Source organism: Longirhabdus pacifica, from assembly GCF_004115085.1.
In the GTDB taxonomy this organism is placed as follows: domain Bacteria; phylum Bacillota; class Bacilli; order Paenibacillales; family DSM-105158; genus Longirhabdus; species Longirhabdus pacifica.
The window spans coordinates 75,371-96,764 of the sequence record NZ_QXJP01000007.1; the positions used below are offsets into that span (position 1 = coordinate 75,371).

General features: G+C 38.3%; 14 protein-coding genes. 6 read left to right on the forward strand and 8 right to left on the reverse strand.

Annotation, left to right across the window (positions count from 1 at the left end; translation table 11 throughout):
• The first annotated feature begins 132 nt into the window (after nucleotides 1–132).
• The 5 genes from D1Z92_RS07310 (at nucleotide 133) to D1Z92_RS07330 (ending at nucleotide 8,007) form a co-directional block, all read left to right on the forward strand.
• Nucleotides 133–3,303 carry a transglycosylase domain-containing protein gene (locus D1Z92_RS07310; RefSeq protein ID WP_128895011.1) on the forward strand — a complete coding sequence of 1,057 codons (3,171 nt, stop codon included), beginning with the start codon at nucleotides 133–135 and terminating at the stop codon, nucleotides 3,301–3,303.
• A 259-nt stretch (nucleotides 3,304–3,562) separates the two neighbouring features.
• On the forward strand, nucleotides 3,563–4,597 hold the full coding sequence (locus tag D1Z92_RS07315; protein WP_128895012.1) for an amino acid ABC transporter substrate-binding protein: 1,035 nt from the start codon (nucleotides 3,563–3,565) through the stop codon (nucleotides 4,595–4,597).
• 233 nt (nucleotides 4,598–4,830) lie between these two features.
• Nucleotides 4,831–5,988 (forward strand): amino acid ABC transporter permease, encoded by a 1,158-nt coding sequence (locus tag D1Z92_RS07320; RefSeq protein ID WP_128895013.1) that lies wholly within the window; start codon nucleotides 4,831–4,833, stop codon nucleotides 5,986–5,988.
• A 9-nt stretch (nucleotides 5,989–5,997) separates the two neighbouring features.
• A complete protein-coding gene (locus D1Z92_RS07325) occupies nucleotides 5,998–7,215 on the forward strand; it encodes an amino acid ABC transporter permease (protein WP_240666606.1) in 1,218 nt (405 codons plus the stop codon).
• A 12-nt stretch (nucleotides 7,216–7,227) separates the two neighbouring features.
• A complete protein-coding gene (locus D1Z92_RS07330) occupies nucleotides 7,228–8,007 on the forward strand; it encodes an amino acid ABC transporter ATP-binding protein (RefSeq protein WP_128895014.1) in 780 nt (259 codons plus the stop codon).
• A 141-nt stretch (nucleotides 8,008–8,148) separates the two neighbouring features.
• Here the strand turns inward: D1Z92_RS07330 and acsA are convergent, their stop codons facing one another.
• On the reverse strand, nucleotides 8,149–9,861 hold the full coding sequence (acsA, locus tag D1Z92_RS07335) for an acetate--CoA ligase (protein WP_128895015.1): 1,713 nt from the start codon (nucleotides 9,859–9,861) through the stop codon (nucleotides 8,149–8,151).
• A 414-nt stretch (nucleotides 9,862–10,275) separates the two neighbouring features.
• Here acsA and D1Z92_RS07340 point away from each other — a divergent pair, with 414 nt between their 5' ends.
• Entirely contained in the window at nucleotides 10,276–14,751 is a 4,476-nt protein-coding gene (locus D1Z92_RS07340) for a binary toxin-like calcium binding domain-containing protein (RefSeq protein ID WP_164931496.1), read from the forward strand.
• A 291-nt stretch (nucleotides 14,752–15,042) separates the two neighbouring features.
• On the opposite strand, the gene D1Z92_RS07345 is transcribed toward D1Z92_RS07340, so the two are convergent.
• From D1Z92_RS07345 to D1Z92_RS07375, 7 genes are all read right to left on the reverse strand, one after another.
• A complete protein-coding gene (locus D1Z92_RS07345) occupies nucleotides 15,043–15,753 on the reverse strand; it encodes a 5'-methylthioadenosine/adenosylhomocysteine nucleosidase (protein WP_276318867.1) in 711 nt (236 codons plus the stop codon).
• Between the two features lie 69 nt (nucleotides 15,754–15,822).
• Complete coding sequence (gene ccpA / locus D1Z92_RS07350) at nucleotides 15,823–16,824, reverse strand: catabolite control protein A (RefSeq protein WP_128895017.1); 1,002 nt, start codon at nucleotides 16,822–16,824, stop codon at nucleotides 15,823–15,825.
• 55 nt (nucleotides 16,825–16,879) lie between these two features.
• Nucleotides 16,880–17,290, reverse strand: coding sequence for a VanZ family protein (locus D1Z92_RS07355; RefSeq protein ID WP_164931497.1), 411 nt, complete (start codon nucleotides 17,288–17,290; stop codon nucleotides 16,880–16,882).
• 16 nt (nucleotides 17,291–17,306) lie between these two features.
• Nucleotides 17,307–17,831 (reverse strand): type 1 glutamine amidotransferase domain-containing protein, encoded by a 525-nt coding sequence (locus D1Z92_RS07360; protein ID WP_128895133.1) that lies wholly within the window; start codon nucleotides 17,829–17,831, stop codon nucleotides 17,307–17,309.
• Between the two features lie 428 nt (nucleotides 17,832–18,259).
• Nucleotides 18,260–20,260, reverse strand: a complete 2,001-nt coding sequence (locus D1Z92_RS07365) for an oxidoreductase (RefSeq protein ID WP_128895019.1) — start codon at nucleotides 20,258–20,260, stop codon at nucleotides 18,260–18,262.
• Between the two features lie 129 nt (nucleotides 20,261–20,389).
• Entirely contained in the window at nucleotides 20,390–20,644 is a 255-nt protein-coding gene (locus D1Z92_RS07370; protein ID WP_206099720.1) for a hypothetical protein, read from the reverse strand.
• A 19-nt stretch (nucleotides 20,645–20,663) separates the two neighbouring features.
• Nucleotides 20,664–21,392: an N-acetylmuramoyl-L-alanine amidase gene (locus D1Z92_RS07375; RefSeq protein WP_240666607.1), complete on the reverse strand. Its 729-nt coding sequence runs from the start codon at nucleotides 21,390–21,392 to the stop codon at nucleotides 20,664–20,666.
• Nucleotides 21,393–21,394: the final 2 nt, after the last annotated feature.

A 21,394-nucleotide genomic window follows, 5' to 3' on the forward strand; every position in this document is an offset into this window, starting at 1 on the left:
ATTTTAGATGTGCACCCGTTCGATTGTTTCTTTCATACAAGTATGTTCTAGGCAGCATAAGGGGTTTTTCACTTTGTTATGCTCACATTTACTGTTTGTGATATAATATAGCTGGTTAAAAGGGGGATAACAATGACTGAATCAAAAAAGACACCAGGAAAAAAATCATCAAGTCACAGAGGGAGAAAAATAGGTAAAATAGCTTGGACCTCAACAAAGTGGCTATTCGCTATACTTTTTGTAGTTGGATTTTTTGCAGCTGGTGCTGTATATGGGTTCGTTACAGACTTGGTAAAAGATGATCCAGTCCGCTCAAAAGAACTCATCACTTCCGAATTGTATAAAGATGATATATCAGGATTTGTTTATTTTAATGATGATTCATTAGTGGGGCAATTACGAACAGATGAAGACCGAAGATTAGCAGAATGGAATGAAATTCCGAATGTGGTTATCGATGCATTTTTAGCCACAGAGGACAAAAACTTTTTTGAACATATCGGTGTTAATTTTCAAAGTACAGCTCGCGCCGTGATGCAGCAAGTAAATAACGACCCAGTCACAACTGGTGGAAGTACGATCACACAGCAGTTTGTGAGAAGAACATACGGACTAGGCTTTGAGGAAAGTTATGCAAGAAAAGCGAAAGAAATTTTATTAGCTATGCGTGTAGAGAGATACTTAAGTAAAGAACAAATTTTCTTAGGATACTTAAATAAAATTGCTTTCGGTAACGGTTCTTCTGGATATAACGTCAGTGGTATTAAAGCGGCAGCTGAAGGTATTTTTAATATTAAAAATCTAGATAACATTAATATAGCGCAAGCTGCGTACTTAGCTGGTTTACCTCAAAATCCAACAACTTACTCTGCTTTTGATGGGTATGGTCAGTTTAGAGAGAAAAATTTTGAATATGCTATCCAACGTCAGCAACTTGTTTTAGGACGTATGTTAGAAGAAAACAAAATTACGCAAGCAGAGTATGATGAAGCGATGCAATTTGATATTAAAGCAAGTTTAGCTGCTTCTAAGCCACGTGCTTACTCTACATATCCATTTCTTATGATTGAAGTAGAGCAACGAGCAGCAAAATTACTGTTAATGCAAAACAATCCTGATCTAACCTATAGAGATTTATCTTCAAAAGAGTATGAAGAACAAGTGAATGAAGCCATTCAACAATTACAAACAGGCGGATACAAAATTCATACCACGATTGATAAAGATTTATATCGAATGATGCAAGATTACGCCAAAAATCCAGAAAATTTCACACCAGATCAACATAGTATTGAAGCTGATGACTATAAAAATGGTGTGGAACAAGTTGGAGCAGTGATGATTGACAATAACACCGGAGCGATCATAAGTATGATAGAAGGCCGTGATTACGGTATTGAAGAATATAATCATGCTACAACGATGGTAAGGCAACCAGGATCTACGATGAAAACGATTGGTGCTTTCTTACCAGCATTAGAAGTCAATGCTATCAGTACGAATTCAACGATTGATGATATTCCGATTATTTTGAGTGATGGTTCAAAAGGTGCACATATTCCACAAAACTGGGATCAAAAATATCACGGTTTTATTTCGATGAGAACCGCAGTTAACCAATCTTATAACATCCCAGCAATCTATTTGTATAACTATGTTCTCGGAATCGATAATGCATGGAAATTCGCTGAGTCACTAGGTATTACGACGCTAGAAGAATCAGACTACAACGCTCAAACAGGGGTTATTGGTGGTCTTGCTAGAGGGGTATCTGTTGAAGAGTTATCCAGTGCTTACTCTGCTATTCCGGCCTATGGACAATACAAGGAATCGTACATGATTGAAAAAATAACCGATGCTAATGGAGAAATTATTTACGAGCATAAAGTAGTACCAGAAAGAGTATTTTCTGCTCAAACTGCGGCAGACATGACAAGCATGTTATCCACTGTTATCAGTGGCGGTACAGGTGGACATGTACGTAGAAACTTTGATCATTATAACGAAATACAAATTGCTGGAAAGACAGGTTCTACACAGGAAGATAGAGATGCATGGTATATGGGCTATACGCCAGATATTACTTTCGGTGTATGGGCTGGATTTGATGACAACGATCCTATCCCTGCTGGCCAAGGACGAAACCGAGCAATGGATGTATGGGCGAATGTAATGGATTTAACGATAGAAATGAAGCCAGAGCTATTTGCAAACAAAACATTCCCACGTCCCGAAGACGTTGTAGATTATACGAATGAAGGTACGGCTTCTAGTGTTCTTGACGGCGATTTCCCAAAAATCAATGCCAAGGGTGAAAAAGAAGCAGTTACTTTTATTAACGTAGATGGTCTAAACTATTTACCACAAGCTGGTACACCATCTGATATGCTTAGAGAAGGCGATTTAATTACAAATCGCACAGGATACATGTATGGTAAAGAAGCTTCATTACAAGAAATTCTTGAAGAAATTAAAAGTTTACCTTACGGTGTTCGTTCATTACCTATAGAAAGGTACCATCCTTCAGATTCTGAAGATACGGCACCTATGGAAGAAGATCCAAGAGAAGAAGATGGAAATAATCCGAACCCACCAGCTAGTGTGTCATTGACGGAAAAGGAAGGAAACTACCTTATTTCCTTCTCTGAAAGTGCTAGCCCTGATGTAGCAGGATATCGCTTGTATAGAGCAATAGATGATGGTGAGTATACGTTGTTAAATTCCATTTTACTAGGTGATTCTACTTCGAAACTCGTTTATCCAAACCCATCAAGGAAATTGTCTTATGTCATTCGTACCGTGGATATTGCAGGCAATGAATCTGAAAATAGTAACGTCGTTGATAATCTTCCTTATACTGACATTGAAGATCCTGAAAATGAAGGTGACGGATACTTAGAGGAAGACGAGAACAACGAAGATAATCAAAACAGCGATGACCCAAATGATGGTGGTCAAAACGATGGAGACCAAAACGGTGACGACCAGAATGGCAACGAGCAAAATGATGGTAATCCAAACGATGGTGAGCAACAAGAGAACAATGGTGATGATGAAAACACCAATGACGATGAGCAAGATCCATCTGAAGGTACTGACAATGACGAACCATCTAACCCAAACGGTGAAGATGGCCAGGATGAAGATTCATCCGATAACAATGAAGATCCTAATAACAACGAAGATACTGATGTACCTTCGGATGATGAAATTGATACGCAACAGCCATCTGGTGGCGATGAAACCAGCGACAATAATGATGATGATGAAACAGATACAGATACAGATACAGACAACGGCTAAAACCTCATCCACATCTAATATTTACACACTTTTCAACACCCTTCCATTTAATGTGGAAGGGTGTTTTTTTATACCGATTATCATTAATGATATGAAAACATAGAATGTTCAATTAAAAATTGTAATCGATTTCATTAAAACTGATTATTGTAAATTATATGTAAATGGTTTAACATGTTCATATGATCTTATTATTATTCATTTATACTTGTATTCATAAGTAATAATAAGAAGACCCATTACATAGGAGGGAAATAGAATGAAACGTATCATCATGTTATCCGCAATCATATTATTATTTGGATCTTTATTTGTAGGTTGTTCAGACAGCAGTAGTAGTGAAGAATCATCCTTGCTCAGTCAAATAAAAGAAAGAGGTCACATTAATGCTGGCATCAACGGCACACTTCCTGGATTTGGATATTTAGAATCGAATAATGACTTTGTAGGGTTTGATGTTGATTTTGCACATGCAGTAGCAGCCGCTGTATTCGGTGACGCATCCAAAGTAGAGTTTCAAGAATTAACAGCAGCTGAGCGTTTTACCGCTGTACAGACCGGCAATGTAGATTTATTATCAAGAAACACTACTGTAACCACTACACGTGACGTTGATTTAGGGTTAAATTTCGCTCCTGTGACGTTCTACGATGGCCAAGGCATGATGGTACATGCAGACAGCGGCATTACATCATTAGAAGATTTAGATGGCAAACGTATTGCAGTGGAACAAGGCACAACGACAGAGAAAAATTTAGCGGATGTCATGAATGAACTAGGTATCAGTTATGAAGCCGTCACGTTTGATGGGGACGATGCAGCAGTTGCTGCGTATCAGCAGAAGAGTGTCGATGCATGGACAACAGATAAATCCGGGTTAGTCGCAAGACAATCTGTCATGCAAGATCCCTCCGCTCACAAAATATTGCCTGAAACGATGTCAAAAGAACCGTTGGCTATGGGTGTCATCGGTCATGATGAACAATGGTATGATATCGTAAAATGGGTCGTGAACGCTACCATTCAAGCCGAAGAATTCGGTATGAATTCACAAAACATTGATGAGTTTCTAGATAGTGATAGCCCAAGAATTAAGAGTTTCTTAGGTGTAGAAGGAAATTTCGGTGAACAATTAGGTCTTCCTAAAGATTTTGCATACCAAGTCATTAAACAAGTTGGTAATTACGGTGAAATATTCGATAGACACCTTGGTGAAGGTGGGATGGGATTGGAAAGAGGATACAACGACTTATATACAAATGGTGGATTACTCTACTCCCCTCCTTTTAATTAGTACGTAGTTTTACCACAAAAAAATATATAAAGAAAAACATAAGGTCTGCTTAGTTTGTCAGAGCAGACCTTACATACTATATAAGATGAAGAAATAATGAGAAGCAAGTTTACGCCTCAGTTACCAGGCGTAAAGGTTATCATATTGAAATTTCTCCATCTTATAGATAGCGGTAATAAGTTGGTTTAACAAGTTAATTCAACTTATATTCAGAAGCAAACCGAGGTGATGATATGAAAAAAAAGACCACTCCTTTCTGGCGAGATAAAGTAGTGATTCCTTATTTATTACAGTCCATATTCGTTATATTTGTTGTTATTTTTGCTGTCATCATTTTCAATAATACAGTGAATGGATTAAACAAACTGAATGCTGAATTCGGCTTTGGTTTCCTGGATAACAGAGCTGGATTTGATTTGAAAGAGACGATGATTGATTACAGTGGTTCGGATACATATAAACGTGCTATTTTTGCTGGATTTTTAAATACTGTAAAAGTAGCGCTTATCGGTATTGTACTGACATCCATTATCGGTGTCATTGCGGGGGTATCCCGCTTATCTTCTAACTGGCTTGTAGCAAAACTAGCTAGTATATACATTGAGGTTTTTCGTAACACTCCCCTTCTTGTGCAAATTTTTATTTGGTACACGGCTGTCGTTTTACAGCTTCCACACATTAAAGAAAGTATCAACATAGGCTCATTCATTTTTAACAACCGTGCCTTTGGCATTCCATGGTTTTCTAATTTTTCCGCCACGTGGGGGATTACCATGCTTATCGCTATCCTTTTATCTTTCATCTGTTATAAAACGTTAGTGAAGAAACAAATAGAATTAGGAAAAAGGTTATACCCCATCCTATCTTCTGTGGGTATTGTGATCCTTACTGCTGTGGCTCTCCTATTTATTACGGGTTCCTCACCATTTCAGATTTCAACTCCTGTAGTAGAAGATGTGCGAATTGTAGGTGGATATTCATTATCTGTTGAATTTATTGCTATTTTACTTGGATTAACGGTGTATACCTCGACATACATTGCGGAAATCGTAAGGGCCGGTATTCTCGGCGTAGCAAAAGGACAAGTAGAAGCAGCAAATGCACTGGGACTAAAGCGATCTGCTATTTTAAGATTCGTCATATTTCCACAAGCTATCCGAATCATTATTCCACCGGTTACCAGTCAGTATTTAAATTTAATCAAAAACTCAAGTTTAGCCGTTTTCGTTGCCTATCCAGATGTTGTGAGCGTTGGAAATACGATTATTAACCAAGCAGGTCATGCGATTGAAGTCATTCTCATTTTAATGGCCGTTTATTTGTCTATTAATCTCCTGACTTCTTTCATTATGAATATATTTAATCGTAAATTTCAATTGGTGGAAAGGTAGGTGTGAAACTTGAATAAAAATATAGTCACAAATAACAAATCAGACAATCCTGTGCCACGGTCTTCACCTAAAGTTAAGTTTCAATTACTTCAATGGCTAAAACATAATTTATTCAGTAGTTGGTTCAATACCATTTTAACGATTATTTTTTCCGCCATCACGATATACATCATTATTGGGGCTAGTAAATTTATTTTCGTTGATGCCAATTGGTCCGCTGTGTCGGATAACTTTCGCCAATTGATGGTTGGTCGATATCCAATTGAAGAATTATGGAGAGTATGGACACCTTTATGTTATGTTTCCTTGTTGCTTGGACTTTCTTGGGCAAAGTGGAAAGACCCTATGGGAAGTGTCGCTTGGACACTATTAGCTGTAATGGCAGTTTGCTCCCTTCTCCCTTTTGTAGCGATGGCATCAAGGATATGGCTGATCATGAATATTGTGCTTGTCATTGCGGGTTATGTTATCGGACATTATGTATCGTTTAAAAGATTCAAACTAACGATTATTATCGGATGGTTCGTTCTCTTCCCTGTCCTTATATTCTTTTTGGCGGGCTTTAATGTGTTAACACCAGTAAGCACACGTGCTTGGGGTGGATTTTTACTGACTTGCCTCATTTCATTTGTGTCGATTGTATTTTCCTTTCCACTCGGTGTATTGCTCGCTCTAGGAAGAAGGAGCAATTTGCCTGTTGTACGTTGGTTTAGCATCGCCTATATTGAATTAATTCGCGCTGTGCCACTTATCACCATCTTGTTCATTGCGACCTACTTACTTCCGTTTTTTCTTGGAGGAAAAATTGAGCTGGATGATGTGCTTAAAGCGATGGTAGGCTTTACTTTATTTGCTAGTGCATATCTCGCTGAAAACATTCGTGGTGGATTACAAGCGATCCCTAGAGGGCAGTTTGAAGCTGCACACGCACTGGGATTAAACGCAACCTTTCGCACATTGTTTGTCATTTTGCCACAAGCGCTTCGAACGGTTATCCCAGCTATCGTTGGCTTATATATTGGTATTTTTAAAGATACGGTTTTAGTCCAAGTTGTTGGGCTGAGTGATATTGTCGGCATAGGGAAAAAAATTACTTCTAATTTAGAATATTTCCAATTAGATATGGAAATCTATTTATTTTCAGCGTTCGTATTTTTTATCTTCTGCTATTTGATGTCCTATGTAAGTAGAAGACTTGAAGTCAAACTAGGTGTCGGCAAACGATAGGAGGAAAACAGAATGGATAGTATATTTGCAGTTGAAAAGATATCGACTCCTTTGGAAGAAAGGAAAGATATTATAAAAGTAAAAGGTTTAAATAAGTGGTTTGGTAAATTACATGTATTAAAAGATGTCAATTTAACGGTGAAACAAGGTGAAGTGGTCGTTATCCTTGGTCCTTCTGGTTCTGGTAAATCTACTTTTATCCGTACTATTAATGCACTGGAGGAATTTCAAGAAGGTGAAATTGAGGTTGACGGTATTGATTTAACGAATGATATTCGCAATATTGATGAGATACGAAAAGAAACAGGCATGGTCTTTCAGCAGTTTAACTTGTTTCCTCATATGAATATTTTGAAAAACATCACATTAGCGCCTATTTGGGTTCGTAAATGGAAAAAAGCAAAAGCGGAAAAAATAGCACATGAACTGTTAGAAAGAGTAGGGATTCCAGAACAAGCAGAAAAATTTCCAGGGCAATTATCTGGTGGACAACAGCAACGCGTGGCAATTGCGAGAGCGCTTGCGATGCAGCCTAAAATCATGCTGTTTGATGAACCGACATCTGCACTGGATCCTGAAATGGTAAGAGAAGTACTAGATGTCATGAAAACACTAGCAGAGTCTGGAATGACGATGCTTGTCGTGACACATGAAATGAACTTTGCGAGAGAAGTAGCAGATCGCATCATCTTATTTGACTACGGTGAAATTGTAGAAACGGGTACGCCAGCACAATTATTCGATAATCCAAAGCATGAGCGAACGAAGGCTTTCTTATCTCAGATACTTTAACAAAATCGTTTTTATGTGTTCCCCTAAATAGATGGGGTATGATCTCCTTTGATCATTCTCCCTTTCTTATATAGGGGAACTTTTTAGTTTGTTTTTATTGAAATGTTGTGTTCTTTATGTTTGATTGCCATCACTCTGCTATTAATCCTCTATCGTAGATAAATCTCCTGTCGGTAAATCTAGCTCCCATGCTTTTAGTACCCTTCGCATAATTTTTCCGCTGCGCGTTTTAGGTAGCTTTTGTTTAAACTCTACTTCCTTAGGCACCATATGCGCTGACAATTGTTCTTTTACAAACGTACATATTTCATCCTTCAACGTATCTGACGGATCAAAACCATGACGTAAGGAGATAAACGCTTTGATTATTTCCCCACGTACATCATCTGGTTTTCCGATAACTCCTGCTTCAGCTACTGCGGGATGTTCTACTAACTTACTTTCTACTTCAAATGGACCTACACGTTTTCCAGCTGAATTAATGACATCGTCTTTGCGACTTTGAAACCAGAAATACCCGTCATCATCTACATACGCCTCATCACCAGACAAATACCAACCATCCATTTTAAAATATTCATCATATTTCTCTTTGTTTTTCCAGATCGCTCTCATCATTGAAGGCCATGGTGTCTTTATAGCTAAATGTCCCATTTCGAACGGAGGAAGTTTATTTCCATCATCATCAATCACAGCTGCCTCTACACCCGGAATGGGCTTACCCATTGAACCTGGCTTAATCTCCATAGTTGGATAATTACATATGAGCTGTGCTCCTGTTTCCGTCATCCACCACGTATCGTGAATTCGATGTTTGTACACTTCCATTCCCCATCGAATCACTTCTGGATTAAGCGGTTCTCCTACACTAAGGACATGACGCAAGGAAGATAGATCGGCTTCCTGTACGGACGCTTCCCCTGCTGCCATTAACATTCTAAATGCCGTCGGAGCACTGTACCACACCGTAACTTTATTTTTACGTATCGTTTCATACCAGTCTTGAGGGCTAAACCTCCCACCTCGTACTACGTTCGTCACACCGTTCAACCATGGTGCAAATATGCCATATGAAGTACCCGTTACCCATCCAGGGTCAGCCGTACACCAATACACGTCGTCTTCTTTCAAATCTAGTACGATGTTTCCTGTATAATAATGTTGTATCATGGCATGATGAACATGATACACCCCTTTTGGCTTACCAGTAGAACCTGACGTATAATGTATAATCATCCCATCTTCTGCATCCATCCACTCTATGTCTAAGTCTGTAGATGACTTTTCCATTTCTAAAGTATAATCGTATATTCCTTGTCCCGTTTCTACATCTTCTCCAATCAAAATAATTTTTTTCAGTGATGGCAATGATTCTACTGGCACTCGTTGTAAAAGTTCTGGTGTTGTCACTAATGCCATTGCTCCACTGTCCAGCATTCTATCTTTTACCGCGTCTCCCATAAATGCTTCGAATAACGGCCCAGCAATAGCACCAATTTTCAATGTTCCTAGTAATGTAAAATACAATTCTGGAATACGAGGCAAGAAAATAAACACGCGATCTCCCTTATGTATACCTAACTGCTTCAGCATATTGCCTGCCTGATTTGTTCTGCGCTTCATCTGTTCGAAGGTGTACTGTTCATCTCGCTGCTCATCACTATACAAGAGAGCGATTTTATCTTTTCTCTCTGATTCGGCATGCTTATCAATCGCCTCATACGCCATATTGATATGACCTGTTTTATGCCATGAAAATTGTGCTTCAATATCTTTCCATGAAAACGATGCATAGGACTGCTCATAATGTTGCATATTCGCTTCCGTAGCCACAACGTTTAACTTCTCTTGCATCCCTTCTCCCCCTCAACAGATCGTTTTTCCACATTTTTTGTTCTCCAATTTCGTATTATAAAAGCGCATTCAAAGTTTAAAATGTAAAACATTACATGTAAGTTTCATTATATAACATGATGATTATTCAGAAAAGTGTAAAAATTATATTTACTATTATTCTTTCATTTTCGTTTCCATTTCAATTTAATTATAAATTTTATTTCACATCCATAATAAACCATTTTTTGTAATTAATTATTTAAAATAGAATAAAAACTAATTATTATGCATTTTTATATTGACACTCATTATTGGATCTATCATAATAAAATTGCAATATGTCTAATGATGTCGAAATCAATAAGGGGTGATAAGCGTAAAAAACGTAATCGTTTAAAGCAATTTTATTATGGAGAGGAGAAAATGATAACTATGAACAAATCAAAAAAAAATATGTGGTCCACTTTGCTAATCACCATGCTAGTATTTTGTATGATTGTACCTCAACCCCATTTATTTGCTAATAATTCTAATTTTTCTGATAACAATGCAGAGGTACAATTTGAGAACAGTACTGTAGAAAATGAATCTATTGATCTACGTCATGGCTTAGAAGGAAGGTATTACAGTGGCTCTGATTTTTCTGAGTTAATAGCGATAAAATTCGAAGATTCAGATGCGTCATATGGCATTAAAGACTTAAAACAATTAGGTATGATGAGTGAAAATAAAGTAGACTCCATTTCGTCTGCTGAATGGAATGGTTATATCGAGGCACCTTACAGTGACGAGTATACATTTTTAACTTCTGATCATGACAGTACCAGACTATGGATAGATGGCCGACTCATCCTAGATGGTGATACGCTTCAAAATATATTTTTAGAACAAGGAGAGCAGTATACTATCCGCATTGCATACACCAAGGAAGACAGTATACAACCATTGAATATTTATTGGTCAAGTGAAAAGCAGGAAAAAGAAATTGTCTCCAGCAATTATTTATTCCCACCTTTATATGAGGAATCAATGCAAAAAGATAAAATAATACAAAGAACCAGCGTACATGACAGCACATATGAAAATCCAGTTGTTTCTTTTTCTAGGTTAAGTGATTCTGATAACCATGCAATGGTCGGTTCCTCTAGCATAAGTGATTTTGACAGTGATGGGATTCCTGATCTTTTTGAAATGATGGGATATACTTTTCATAACCTCATGCTTGTACAATGGAATGATGCTATCCACGCAGATTTAGGGTTAACGAAATACATTACTTCCCCAGTAGATTGGAGTTCCGATAAAGATCCATACAGTGACTTTATGGAAGTAACAAAAATCAATATGGATGCATCTGTCATGGCACCAGGTGATCACCCGTTAGTTCCAGCACAACCTGTATTTGAAGTGACATTAACTGGTCTTCAGGTTACATCCAATGATACGATCACACTATCTGACGGTACAACAACATCATCAAGTTGGTCTAATGCTGTATCTAATAGTGATGCTACTTCTGTTACCCATGGCTGGGGGGTTAGTAATACCGTCGGATGGGAAACAAATTTCAGCTTGGTTGGAGGTACGAAAATTAGTGGAAGTGTAACCACCCAGTACAGTGCAAACCATACTTCATCTAAGTCATTATCCGTAACGGATTCTACTTCCGGAATAGACTCTAGCAATTGGAGTAAAGCTACCACTACTAATGCATCTGAAGCTGCAACAGCAGTGTTGAGTGTACATTATGAAAATAAAGGAACAGCACCTGCTTTCTTTGTTAAACCAAACTTTTCTGTTCGTATTTTCGATACAACATCTTTGACAGTAGAAGTGCCAGCAAATGGTGTTGCTGATGGACTTTATCCTGGAACACGATATCCTGCTAACGGATCCATTGCTATTACAGATAATCAAATATCCGATACGAAAAGCTCACCCATTTATTTAACGATGGATCAATTGAAGTTAATTCAATCGGGTGTTGCATTCAGCACATCACTAAATCAGGTGGAAGCCTATGTTAAACGGCATATAGGTGGAGGCAACTACGACACTAGTCAACCGTGGGGTTTTTATAAAGGGGAGATTGATGCAGTTACTGCTGATATTTCTTTCATCAGTCCATCTACAGGAGCTGAGGATGCCAAAGTCGTAGCAGGGGATGATTTTAATCCAAATCGACCGAAGATGACACTGGGGGAAGCGTTAAAAATTACATTTGATGCTCAACCCGTAAAAGTAAATGGTAAATTAAAATATTTGATCAATGGCCAAGCAATTGATGAAACATGGATTTTTAATTTTAATGAAGAAAGTGGTCCAGGCATTGCAGAGCAATTGAGTGACATGTCAGACGATGTTAATTTATTTGATATCGTATTAGACCCTTCGATGAAAATTATTATTCAGAAACCTGATGAACATGCAGCTCCAATTCTTCAAGGGGCATTTTATACGAATGAAGCCAAAGAAGTACATGCGATTGTCCTTCAAAACGGAGTAGAAATTGACAGTGTAATGGCAACAATGAAAGTAGCAGGGAAAGTGAAGACAATCCCACTCATACAAGATGAAGATGTTCCTTATTTATATACATCGGAAAAGCAGGATACTTTTATTGATTTGGATTACGATGGAACTGTAACGGCAACAGATGTAAATGGAAATTCATCTTCTACTGCAATATTGACAGATTCAACTACGATACCTGGAATGGGGTATGTCGCTTTGCCTTCTCCAGTTAAAATTAATAATGTAAGTGATTTAACTGCACAGTATCCGGAAGCCGATGCGTTCTCCATCATCGCCCAAAAAAATCGCGTTGCTGACGACGGTGTGAAAGTAAGCTTTAACGATCAATACAGTTATCTCGGTACAAACAATACGTTTGAAGTATTTAACGTTCCCGCTAATAAAACCCCTGAAATTAAATTATTTGAAAATAGTGGTTATAATGGCGATTCTTTTAGTTACAATCAAAATATGATCGATTTTAGAACACAATATAGCATTATGAATAATAAAGCAAGTTCATTACAGTTTAACCGCCATGAAGGAAGCGGACAAGGTGTTGTGCTGTATAAAGATAATCTTGGTTTAGGTGAAGCCAAAGGGTATACAGGAGATACGGAGAGCTTCTATGCTACTGATTTTCACGATGTGACTACCTCTTATAAAATCATTGGTCAAGATGAAAGACCTCGTTTACGTTTATATGCACAAGAAAATTTTCAAGGTGATTCAATTGACGTGAGAGAAGTGAGTCATTTAAACGGCTTTCGTGCCAAATCTGCTAAAATCATAAGCAATGCTAAAGATCAATTCAACATTGTGTTGTATGAGAATTATCAGTCAAATGCTGAAAAATTTGCATCACATAGTATAAGTAAGTTGAATAAAAACTATGAATTTGCTGGCATTGAGTCGAAAAAAAGTACAACTTTCCGCCTTTATGAAGGTAGCAACTATTCAGGATATTATAGAGATGTAACTATCATTGATGATACTATTTTAGCTGATGCAAACACGTATTTTTTTAATGATAAAATTAGTTCTGTCAAAATGTTGAATAGTGATTTAGATACGAACTATAAGTTGTTCTTATACAAGGATGCCCACTTCAATGGAGACTATATTGTTGTAGATAAAGACATACCGAACATGGGAAATACGAAATTAGGCCATGACAGTGTATCTTCTTGGAAACTATACACCGGTCCCGTCTATCGCTTTTATGAACATCATGGATATAAAGGGAACTACATGGATTTTTATGGAAGTAATGATGATTTAGTAAATAAGTCAAGCTTTAACGATAAATTCAGTTCTGTCAAAATATATAACCCTTCGCCAGAGATCGGCTTAGTTGGTTATGAACATGTTGATTACAATTACGGCAGGCATGGGGGGAAACAAGTTTCTATCAATAAAAATATAGGGAATTTAGGAAATTACGGAATGAATGATAACATCTCTTCAATTCAATTCGTTACCCGGATTCCGGCAGAGCTCCCCATTCACAACTCGTCCATGATCGTATCCAAGGAAGACATCACAGGTGTAAATATTACAGGTACGGACAGGGCCTACGGGAATGATTATGAAATATGGTTAAATGGATACTTTACAACAGATAGTGCAGCACACAAATTCCAAACGTATTCCCAATCTACAGGGAGATGGAGCTATGATAATGCAGGAAGCTATACGTTGAACACAGGTGTGACAGATGCATCAGCTTATTTAGTCAAAGTAACTTCAAAAGATGTAGGTTCATCCCAGGTTAAAGTACAACTAAACGAAGATATTGCTCAGTTAGGGACGGCACCTACACATGCACTCGGATTACATGCAGGTGGAGATGAATTACCTGTACACAGTCATCTCATGACCGTAAATGCAAACGATGCAAACCCTTCTAGAATAAACGTGAACATTGCAATAGACAACCATTTCGTAGACAAAGCGTCCTCAGCTTCCTATGAGATACAAATTATCGGTTACTACGCTCCAGATGGAGAATGGGTATACGAGCAATTGGATAACCCGTTACAAGTATCTATGCCAGCGAATATTGATTTTGGAACCTGGGCTACTGCATTGGACAGTGATGTTTTTAAAAAGCAACCCACAGGTTATCTCATGAATGTTACTGCTGTAGATGCAGGAGGAGACGTGATACAACTGAAAGTAAATAATCATACCGTGGATTTGGGGACGTCACCTTCAAGAGATGCTAATGGAGAAATCCCAACATCTGTTACACACAGTGGATTCATGTACGTCCCAGTAACGGATGGATACTTGCTCTACATGGAATCCAACACTAGTGACTGGTTAGACGAAGGACACTATGATGTTAAAGTCGTGGGATATTATTACAAAGGTGATTTAAGTAAAAATTAAACATAAAAAAGAAAGAAATGAAGCAGCCATCGTAACATAAATGTAATTAGCGTTTATACAGAGCATTATAATTGAATGGATTCTGTCCTTAATATAGAGAGACACCTCTTCCGTCTGATAGTGTAGGTTACATACACGATACGACGAAGTGGTGTTTTTCTATTGGGATATGATAAACAAACAAAAAAAACATTTGCAGCGATATGCAAATGTTTCTTCATGTATGCATTCCTATATTCAATGATTGTCGTCGTTTGGTAAAATTTTATGCTTATCATCACGATGTTTTATTCATGATTGACTTGATAATAGCAACCTGACAATTTGGAATGAATGTTCAGCCGCTAGTTTTGTAAACTCTGTAAAATTCACATCAGCAGCACCGTCCGCACGGTCAGACATGGAACGAATAATAACGAATGGGATATCGTTCATATCACACACTTGTGCAACAGCTGCCCCTTCCATCTCCGTACAGTCTCCATGTAAATGTTCGTGCAGCCACTGTACTTTTGTCCTATCCGCAATAAATTGGTCTCCTGACAGAATGGTACCCTTTATTACTTTTCCAGAAAAAGCTGCTTTACTAGCTTCATATGCTTTGTCCACTAGAAAACGATCTGCTGTGAAGGTTGACCTTTCATGAAAAGGAATGACCCCTCTTTCAAAGCCGAGTGGCGAAGCATCCATATCATGCTGCAAACAGTCAACACTAATGACAATATCACCAATATCCAATGCAGGATTTAATGCGCCTGCTACACCAGTGAAAATGATAGCTTCCACAGCAAATTTATCGATTAGTACTTGTGTACATACAGCAGCGTTCACTTTACCTACACCGCATTTACAAAGTACAATATCTTGTCCAAGCCAAGTGCCACTAATATAGTGTATACCTGCTATTTGAATGTTTTCTACTACGTTCATTTCTTCTTGAAAGTAGTGAATTTCTTCATCCATTGCTCCTATTATAGCAATTTTATCCCATGAGGTTTTCAATGTTGTTTCTCCCTTTCCACTTTACCGTAACCAACCGCTTTTTTTCTTTTCTGTTTCATTGTTTACTGTTTATTTCTTTAACGATTCCCGATAAATGAATTCATGCGGTAGTACGACTTTATCCATGTCCACTTTCTCATTGTTCATCAATTTCGTTAATAAACGCATGGATACTGCACCAATATCATACATCGGCTGTGCTACAGCAGCTAATTTAGGGCGAACCATAGAACAAATTTTTGTATTACCAATACTCACGACAGAAATATCATCTGGTACGGTTAGACCGTGTTCTTGTATTTTATGTATGGCACCAATCGCCATCTCATCTGTTGCAGAAAGAACAGCTGTTGGTCGATCCGATAAGGATAAAAATTTACCCATAATGTCCATACCTGAATCATAACGGTAGTTGCCTATTAGTACCAAATCATCCTTCAAAGAAATATCGTAAGCTTCCATTGCTTTTTTATACCCTTGGAAGCGCGCCATTCCGTTGGCGTAATCTTCTAATTTCCCGCAGATCATAGCTATTCTACGGTGGCCTTTTTCAATCAGCATTTTTACAGCATCGTAAGCTGCCTTTTCATGATCAATATCGACGAACGGGAATTTTTGCTGAGAATCCATCGTCGCACACAGCACTATCGGTACAGACGTCGTTTGAAACGCATGGACATGATCTTCTGTGACAGTACCACCCATAAATAGCAATCCGTCCACTTGTTTCTCTAATAACGTATTAATTACCGTAATTTCTTTTTCTTTTTTCTTATCCGCATTACATAGAATGATATTGTAATTGTACATGTTGGCAATATCTTCAATCCCTCTTGCTACTTCAGCAAAAATGGAATTCGATATGTCTGGAATGACAACACCGACTGTGGTTGTTTTTTTGCTTGCTAATCCTCTTGCCACAGCATTAGGACGATATCCAAGGCGTTCAATCGCCTCATATACTTTTTTCCTTGTTTGCGGTTTTACATTCGGGTTATTGTTGACGACTCTGGAAACAGTCGCCATGGACACGGCTGCTTCTCTAGCTACATCATAAATGGTAACGGTCACTATTCAATCTCTCCAATTTATTATTTTTTTTTTGCCTTTTGACGTTCGTATCATGTTATGAAAATATTGTTTTACATTTATTATTGCAATAACTAAACCATTGCTTCACCGGTGGGAGTGATAAAATAATTACGGCTATCATTGCTCCTATCGTATCATTTCGTATATCATACCAATCTGCCATTCTTCCTTCAACAAAAGTTTGATGGTATTCATCGCTTAATCCATATAACACGCATAAACCAACGGTGATTAGTTTACTTATAACAGGATGAAAAGTATTAGCTAAAGCCCAATAATAAGTCACTGCTAAAGTAAAGTAAGCCACTAGATGACCCCAATTGAAACTATCCATCCAAGGCACCCATTGCTGGAAAGCAGTCAACCATGTGTTCAACGATTGATCAGGTTGATCAGATAAATAATAGATCATGGACATCACGATGAAGGCAGGTGCCCACCTCACTATAAAAACCTTCCATTTATTTTGCATGGATAAGTTCAATAAACGCCTTCATAAAAGCAGGGAGATCTGGTGGTCTTCGTCCTGAAACAATGTTTCTATCCACAACGACTTCTTCATCTACCCAGTTTGCACCAGCATGAATTAAATCGTCTTTGATCCCAGGTGTAGAGGTCATCGTATAACCTTTACAAATATTAGCGGAAGAGAGAACCCACCCAGCGTGACAAATATGAGCTATCGGCTTTTCATTTTGATGGAACTGTTTCGTAAGTTCCAATACCCGCTCATAACGACGGAGTTTGTCTGGAGCCCAGCCCCCTGGTATGTATAATGCATCATAGTCACTTTCTTCTACTTGCGAAAAATCAAAATCACTTTCTATAGGAACACCATATTTTCCAACGTATGTATGCTTTGCTTTCGGTCCTACGATATCCACACATGCACCTGCTTCTCGTAAACGTAAAACAGGGTACCACATTTCCAAATCTTCAAATTCTATATCAACAAAAGCCAACACTTTCTTCCCTTGTAGATTCATCATCTACCTCCTTCATGTCTTATATACATCAAATCATAAATGATTTCAAATAACCAGCAGTTAGAACAATATAAGTAAGAAAAGCGCACTGACTTTGTTTTGTTTCCTAAAGGTGTTATTTTTTCATTTATGTTTTTTTTCAAGTTATATATTTAAATTATAGCATGAAAATACGATATCCTCTATTGTTGGACAAAATCGCTTCTAATATAATCATAACATTCTAATTTGGGTGCATACAAAATCTTTACGCCTGGCTACTGAGGCGTAAACCTGGTTCTCATTATTTGTTCATTTTATATAAAAAAAAGGACCTCCTAGAGATCCTTTTCGTGTTTCAAGTATTTTATTTAAAGTCAATAATATGAAGTCATTGGCTGGCAAAAGACTTTAAGCACAAAGTACATCATATTAAGTACATGATGATCTTATATCTTTCTTGCTATTTTTGCCCCTTCGTAAATGGCTCGCTTCGCATCTAATTGTCCTGCTTTTTTCGCACCGCCAATCACGTGTACTGGTATACGACCCTCTAGCTTATTTTGCAATCGATTATCGGAAGTACTGCCTGCTGCCACAATCACTGTATCCGCCTCAATAAGCTGTTGCTGTCCATCTTTACTGACTATAATTCCTTCTGGAACAATGCGATCGTACTCTATGCCACCTATCATGTTGACACCTTCGCGTTTTAAATCAGATAATACAGCCCAACGTGTCGTTTTGCCAAGTCCTTCGCCAAACTTATCGCCTCTTCTTAACAGTGTAATTTGACGACCACTATGTTGATACGCCACTGCCGCCGCATTATCTACAATACCGTAGTGCATTAAATATTGTCCTGTTTGTGAGCTAAATGACTCATTTTGCAGTAAGAAATGAGAAATATCGCAAGCGATACCCCCCCCACCAATGATGGCGACTTTTTCTCCTACCATAGCTCTTCCTTCGAAGACACTACTATACATCGTGACATGAGGGAGATCTATCCCAGGAATTTGAGGTACACGTGGTACTACACCCGTAGCCAAAACAACGTCGTCAAATCCCTCGTCTAATAACATCTGTTCATTCACTTCACAACCTAAGCGAACATCCACTTCATATTTTTCAAACTGTGTGGTGTAATACCTTAATGTCTCATTAAACTCTTGCTTTCCAGGTACTTGTACTGCGTAAAGGAGTTGCCCACCAATTTCTTTATTTTTTTCGAACAAGACAACATTGTGGCCTCTTTCTCCTAATACACGGGCCGCTTCCATTCCTGCTGGCCCTCCACCAATGACGGCGACTTTTTTCTTCTCATTCACAGGCTGAATTTCCCATTCTACTTCTCTACCTACCATCGGGTTGACAAGACAAGAAGCCGGGATACCTTGGAACACATGATCAAGACAAGCTTGGTTACAAGCAATACACGTATTGACATCGTCATACTGCTCTTCCTTACTCTTATTCACTATATGTGCATCTGCAAGTAATGGCCGCGCCATGGAAACCAAGTCACATTGTTGGTCAGAAAGTATTTTGTCTGCTAAACGAACATCATTTATTCGATTACTAGCAATGACAGGAACGTTAACAGCATCTTTAATTTTTTTAGCGACCCATACGTACGATGCACGTGGTACGCTCATGTAAATCGTAGGTACTTTGGATTCGTGCCAACCAATACCTATATTTAATGCATCTACCTCAACTTCTTCTAGCATCTTAGCAAATTGTACCGTCTCTTCCATCGTCGTGCTGTCAGGGATTAAGTCTAGACCTGACATGCGGAAAATAACAGGGAAATCATCTCCCACAGCTTCACGGACAGCTTTTGCAACTTCCACTCCAAAGCGCGCACGCTTCTCGAAACTACCACCCCACTCATCTGTACGAATGTTCGTTACTGGAGATAAAAATTGATTAATTAAATAGCCTTCGGAACCCATAATTTCTACAGCATCAAACCCCGCTTTTTTCGCAAGTTTCGCACTATTCGCAAAATAGCCTATAGTTTGCTCCACTTCTTCGGCAGTTAACGCTTTTGGCACATCTGGATTAATTGGTGCTTGCAATGCGGATGGCGCAACATTAGGGTGCCCTGTCATCATAGAGTAGGCATATCGTCCAGTATGAAATAATTGCATGGCAATCTTTCCATTTTCACGATGTACCGCTTCCGTTATTGCGCTTAAAGGTTCAATATGCTCTTCTTTGTAAGCATTCACGTAGTGCCCGCCTGCTCCACCTTCCGGACATACACCAATACCACCTGTAATGATTAACCCTACTCCACCTTTTGCTCTTTCTGCATAAAATTGTGCAAGACGGTTTACACCATCATCTAATGCCTCTAACGCCACATGCATTGATCCCATAATAATTCTATTCGGTATCGTCATGCCTGCTAATGTCATCGGTTGAAAAACATGATGCAGCATCCAATTCCTCCTTTTCACTATTCAACTAGTTTTTAAACGTTGTCATATTGGTTAGACATAAAAAAGTGACTATATTTCTATTCTATTCATAAATATTCGCTGTAAGCGCTTTAAATCCTGCTTTTTTCTTTATTTTGTTGATGAGCGCTTTTCCGCCAATGTCTTCGTACTACTATATAGACCACTTGCTGCTAATCCTAGTGCGATTCCAACAAGAATGCCTTCGTTCATGTTATGGGGAGCAACGTAAAAAATACCCGCTAATACTCCAAGTAGTATGGCAATGAATGGGGCAAACCTTTGTGGTAATCCTATTGCTTTAGTCATGCTAACTAATCCGACAATTAACGGCAAAATAGCAATATCATATACTTGTATATCCATCATATTATCTCCTATCCTGTTATCTTACAAAAGCAGCATATCCTTCTTTTTTAAGCCTTGCTTGTAACTCCATCGCTTTCTGTTTGCTTCGAAATGCGCCCACTTGTACGCGATACCATGTATCTACATCATGACCTTCTTCCTCTTGATGTTCGTCTTGAAGAGGATCTTCATGCTCTGGTTGCTTCTTTGGAATTAAACGATACATTTCCACTAAAGCTTGTACGATGGAGTTAGCACAAGTTTGTTGATATCGTTCGCTTTTCAAAAGAGACGCTGCTTCTCGATTGGTCATAAATTCACATTCTACTAATATCGCTGTCATATGCGTCTCACGTAGCACGTGAAAGTCTGCTAGCTTCACGCCACGATCTTTACGTTTTGTTTGTTGAATGAATTGTTGCTGCACACATCTGGCTAATTGCAGTGCTTCTGAAGGCTTGGATATATGAACAAATGTTTCGATGCCGCTCACGTTGTTCCAGTCGCCTTTACCAAAAGCGTTGGCATGAATAGAAATAAATACATCCGCATGCCATTCATTTGCTGTATTACTTCTTTCTATAAGTGGAACATCTCTTTCATCTGAGTGTGTAAACAGCACTTCCACTTTTTCATAGTGTAATAGTTTTTCTCTTACGTATTTTGCTACAGCGCTATTGAATTGGTATTCTCTTAACGTACCGTCAGGAGTACGTTTACCAGCTGTCAAGTAACCATGACCTGCATCCATGACAATTTTCTGCACTA

Bases quoted from the DNA above. Each gene is read 5' to 3' on its own strand.
- D1Z92_RS07340 (WP_164931496.1), top strand. From the start codon at position 10,276: ATGAACAAATCAAAAAAAAATATGTGGTCCACTTTGCTAATCACCATG.
- D1Z92_RS07315 (WP_128895012.1), top strand. From the start codon at position 3,563: ATGAAACGTATCATCATGTTATCCGCAATCATATTATTATTTGGATCT.
- D1Z92_RS07370 (WP_206099720.1), bottom strand. From the start codon at position 20,644: ATGGATATACAAGTATATGATATTGCTATTTTGCCGTTAATTGTCGGA.
- D1Z92_RS07365 (WP_128895019.1), bottom strand. From the start codon at position 20,260: ATGCTGCATCATGTTTTTCAACCGATGACATTAGCAGGCATGACGATA.
- D1Z92_RS07360 (WP_128895133.1), bottom strand. From the start codon at position 17,831: ATGAATCTACAAGGGAAGAAAGTGTTGGCTTTTGTTGATATAGAATTT.
- D1Z92_RS07330 (WP_128895014.1), top strand. From the start codon at position 7,228: ATGGATAGTATATTTGCAGTTGAAAAGATATCGACTCCTTTGGAAGAA.
- acsA (WP_128895015.1), bottom strand. From the start codon at position 9,861: ATGCAAGAGAAGTTAAACGTTGTGGCTACGGAAGCGAATATGCAACAT.
- D1Z92_RS07320 (WP_128895013.1), top strand. From the start codon at position 4,831: ATGAAAAAAAAGACCACTCCTTTCTGGCGAGATAAAGTAGTGATTCCT.
- D1Z92_RS07310 (WP_128895011.1), top strand. From the start codon at position 133: ATGACTGAATCAAAAAAGACACCAGGAAAAAAATCATCAAGTCACAGA.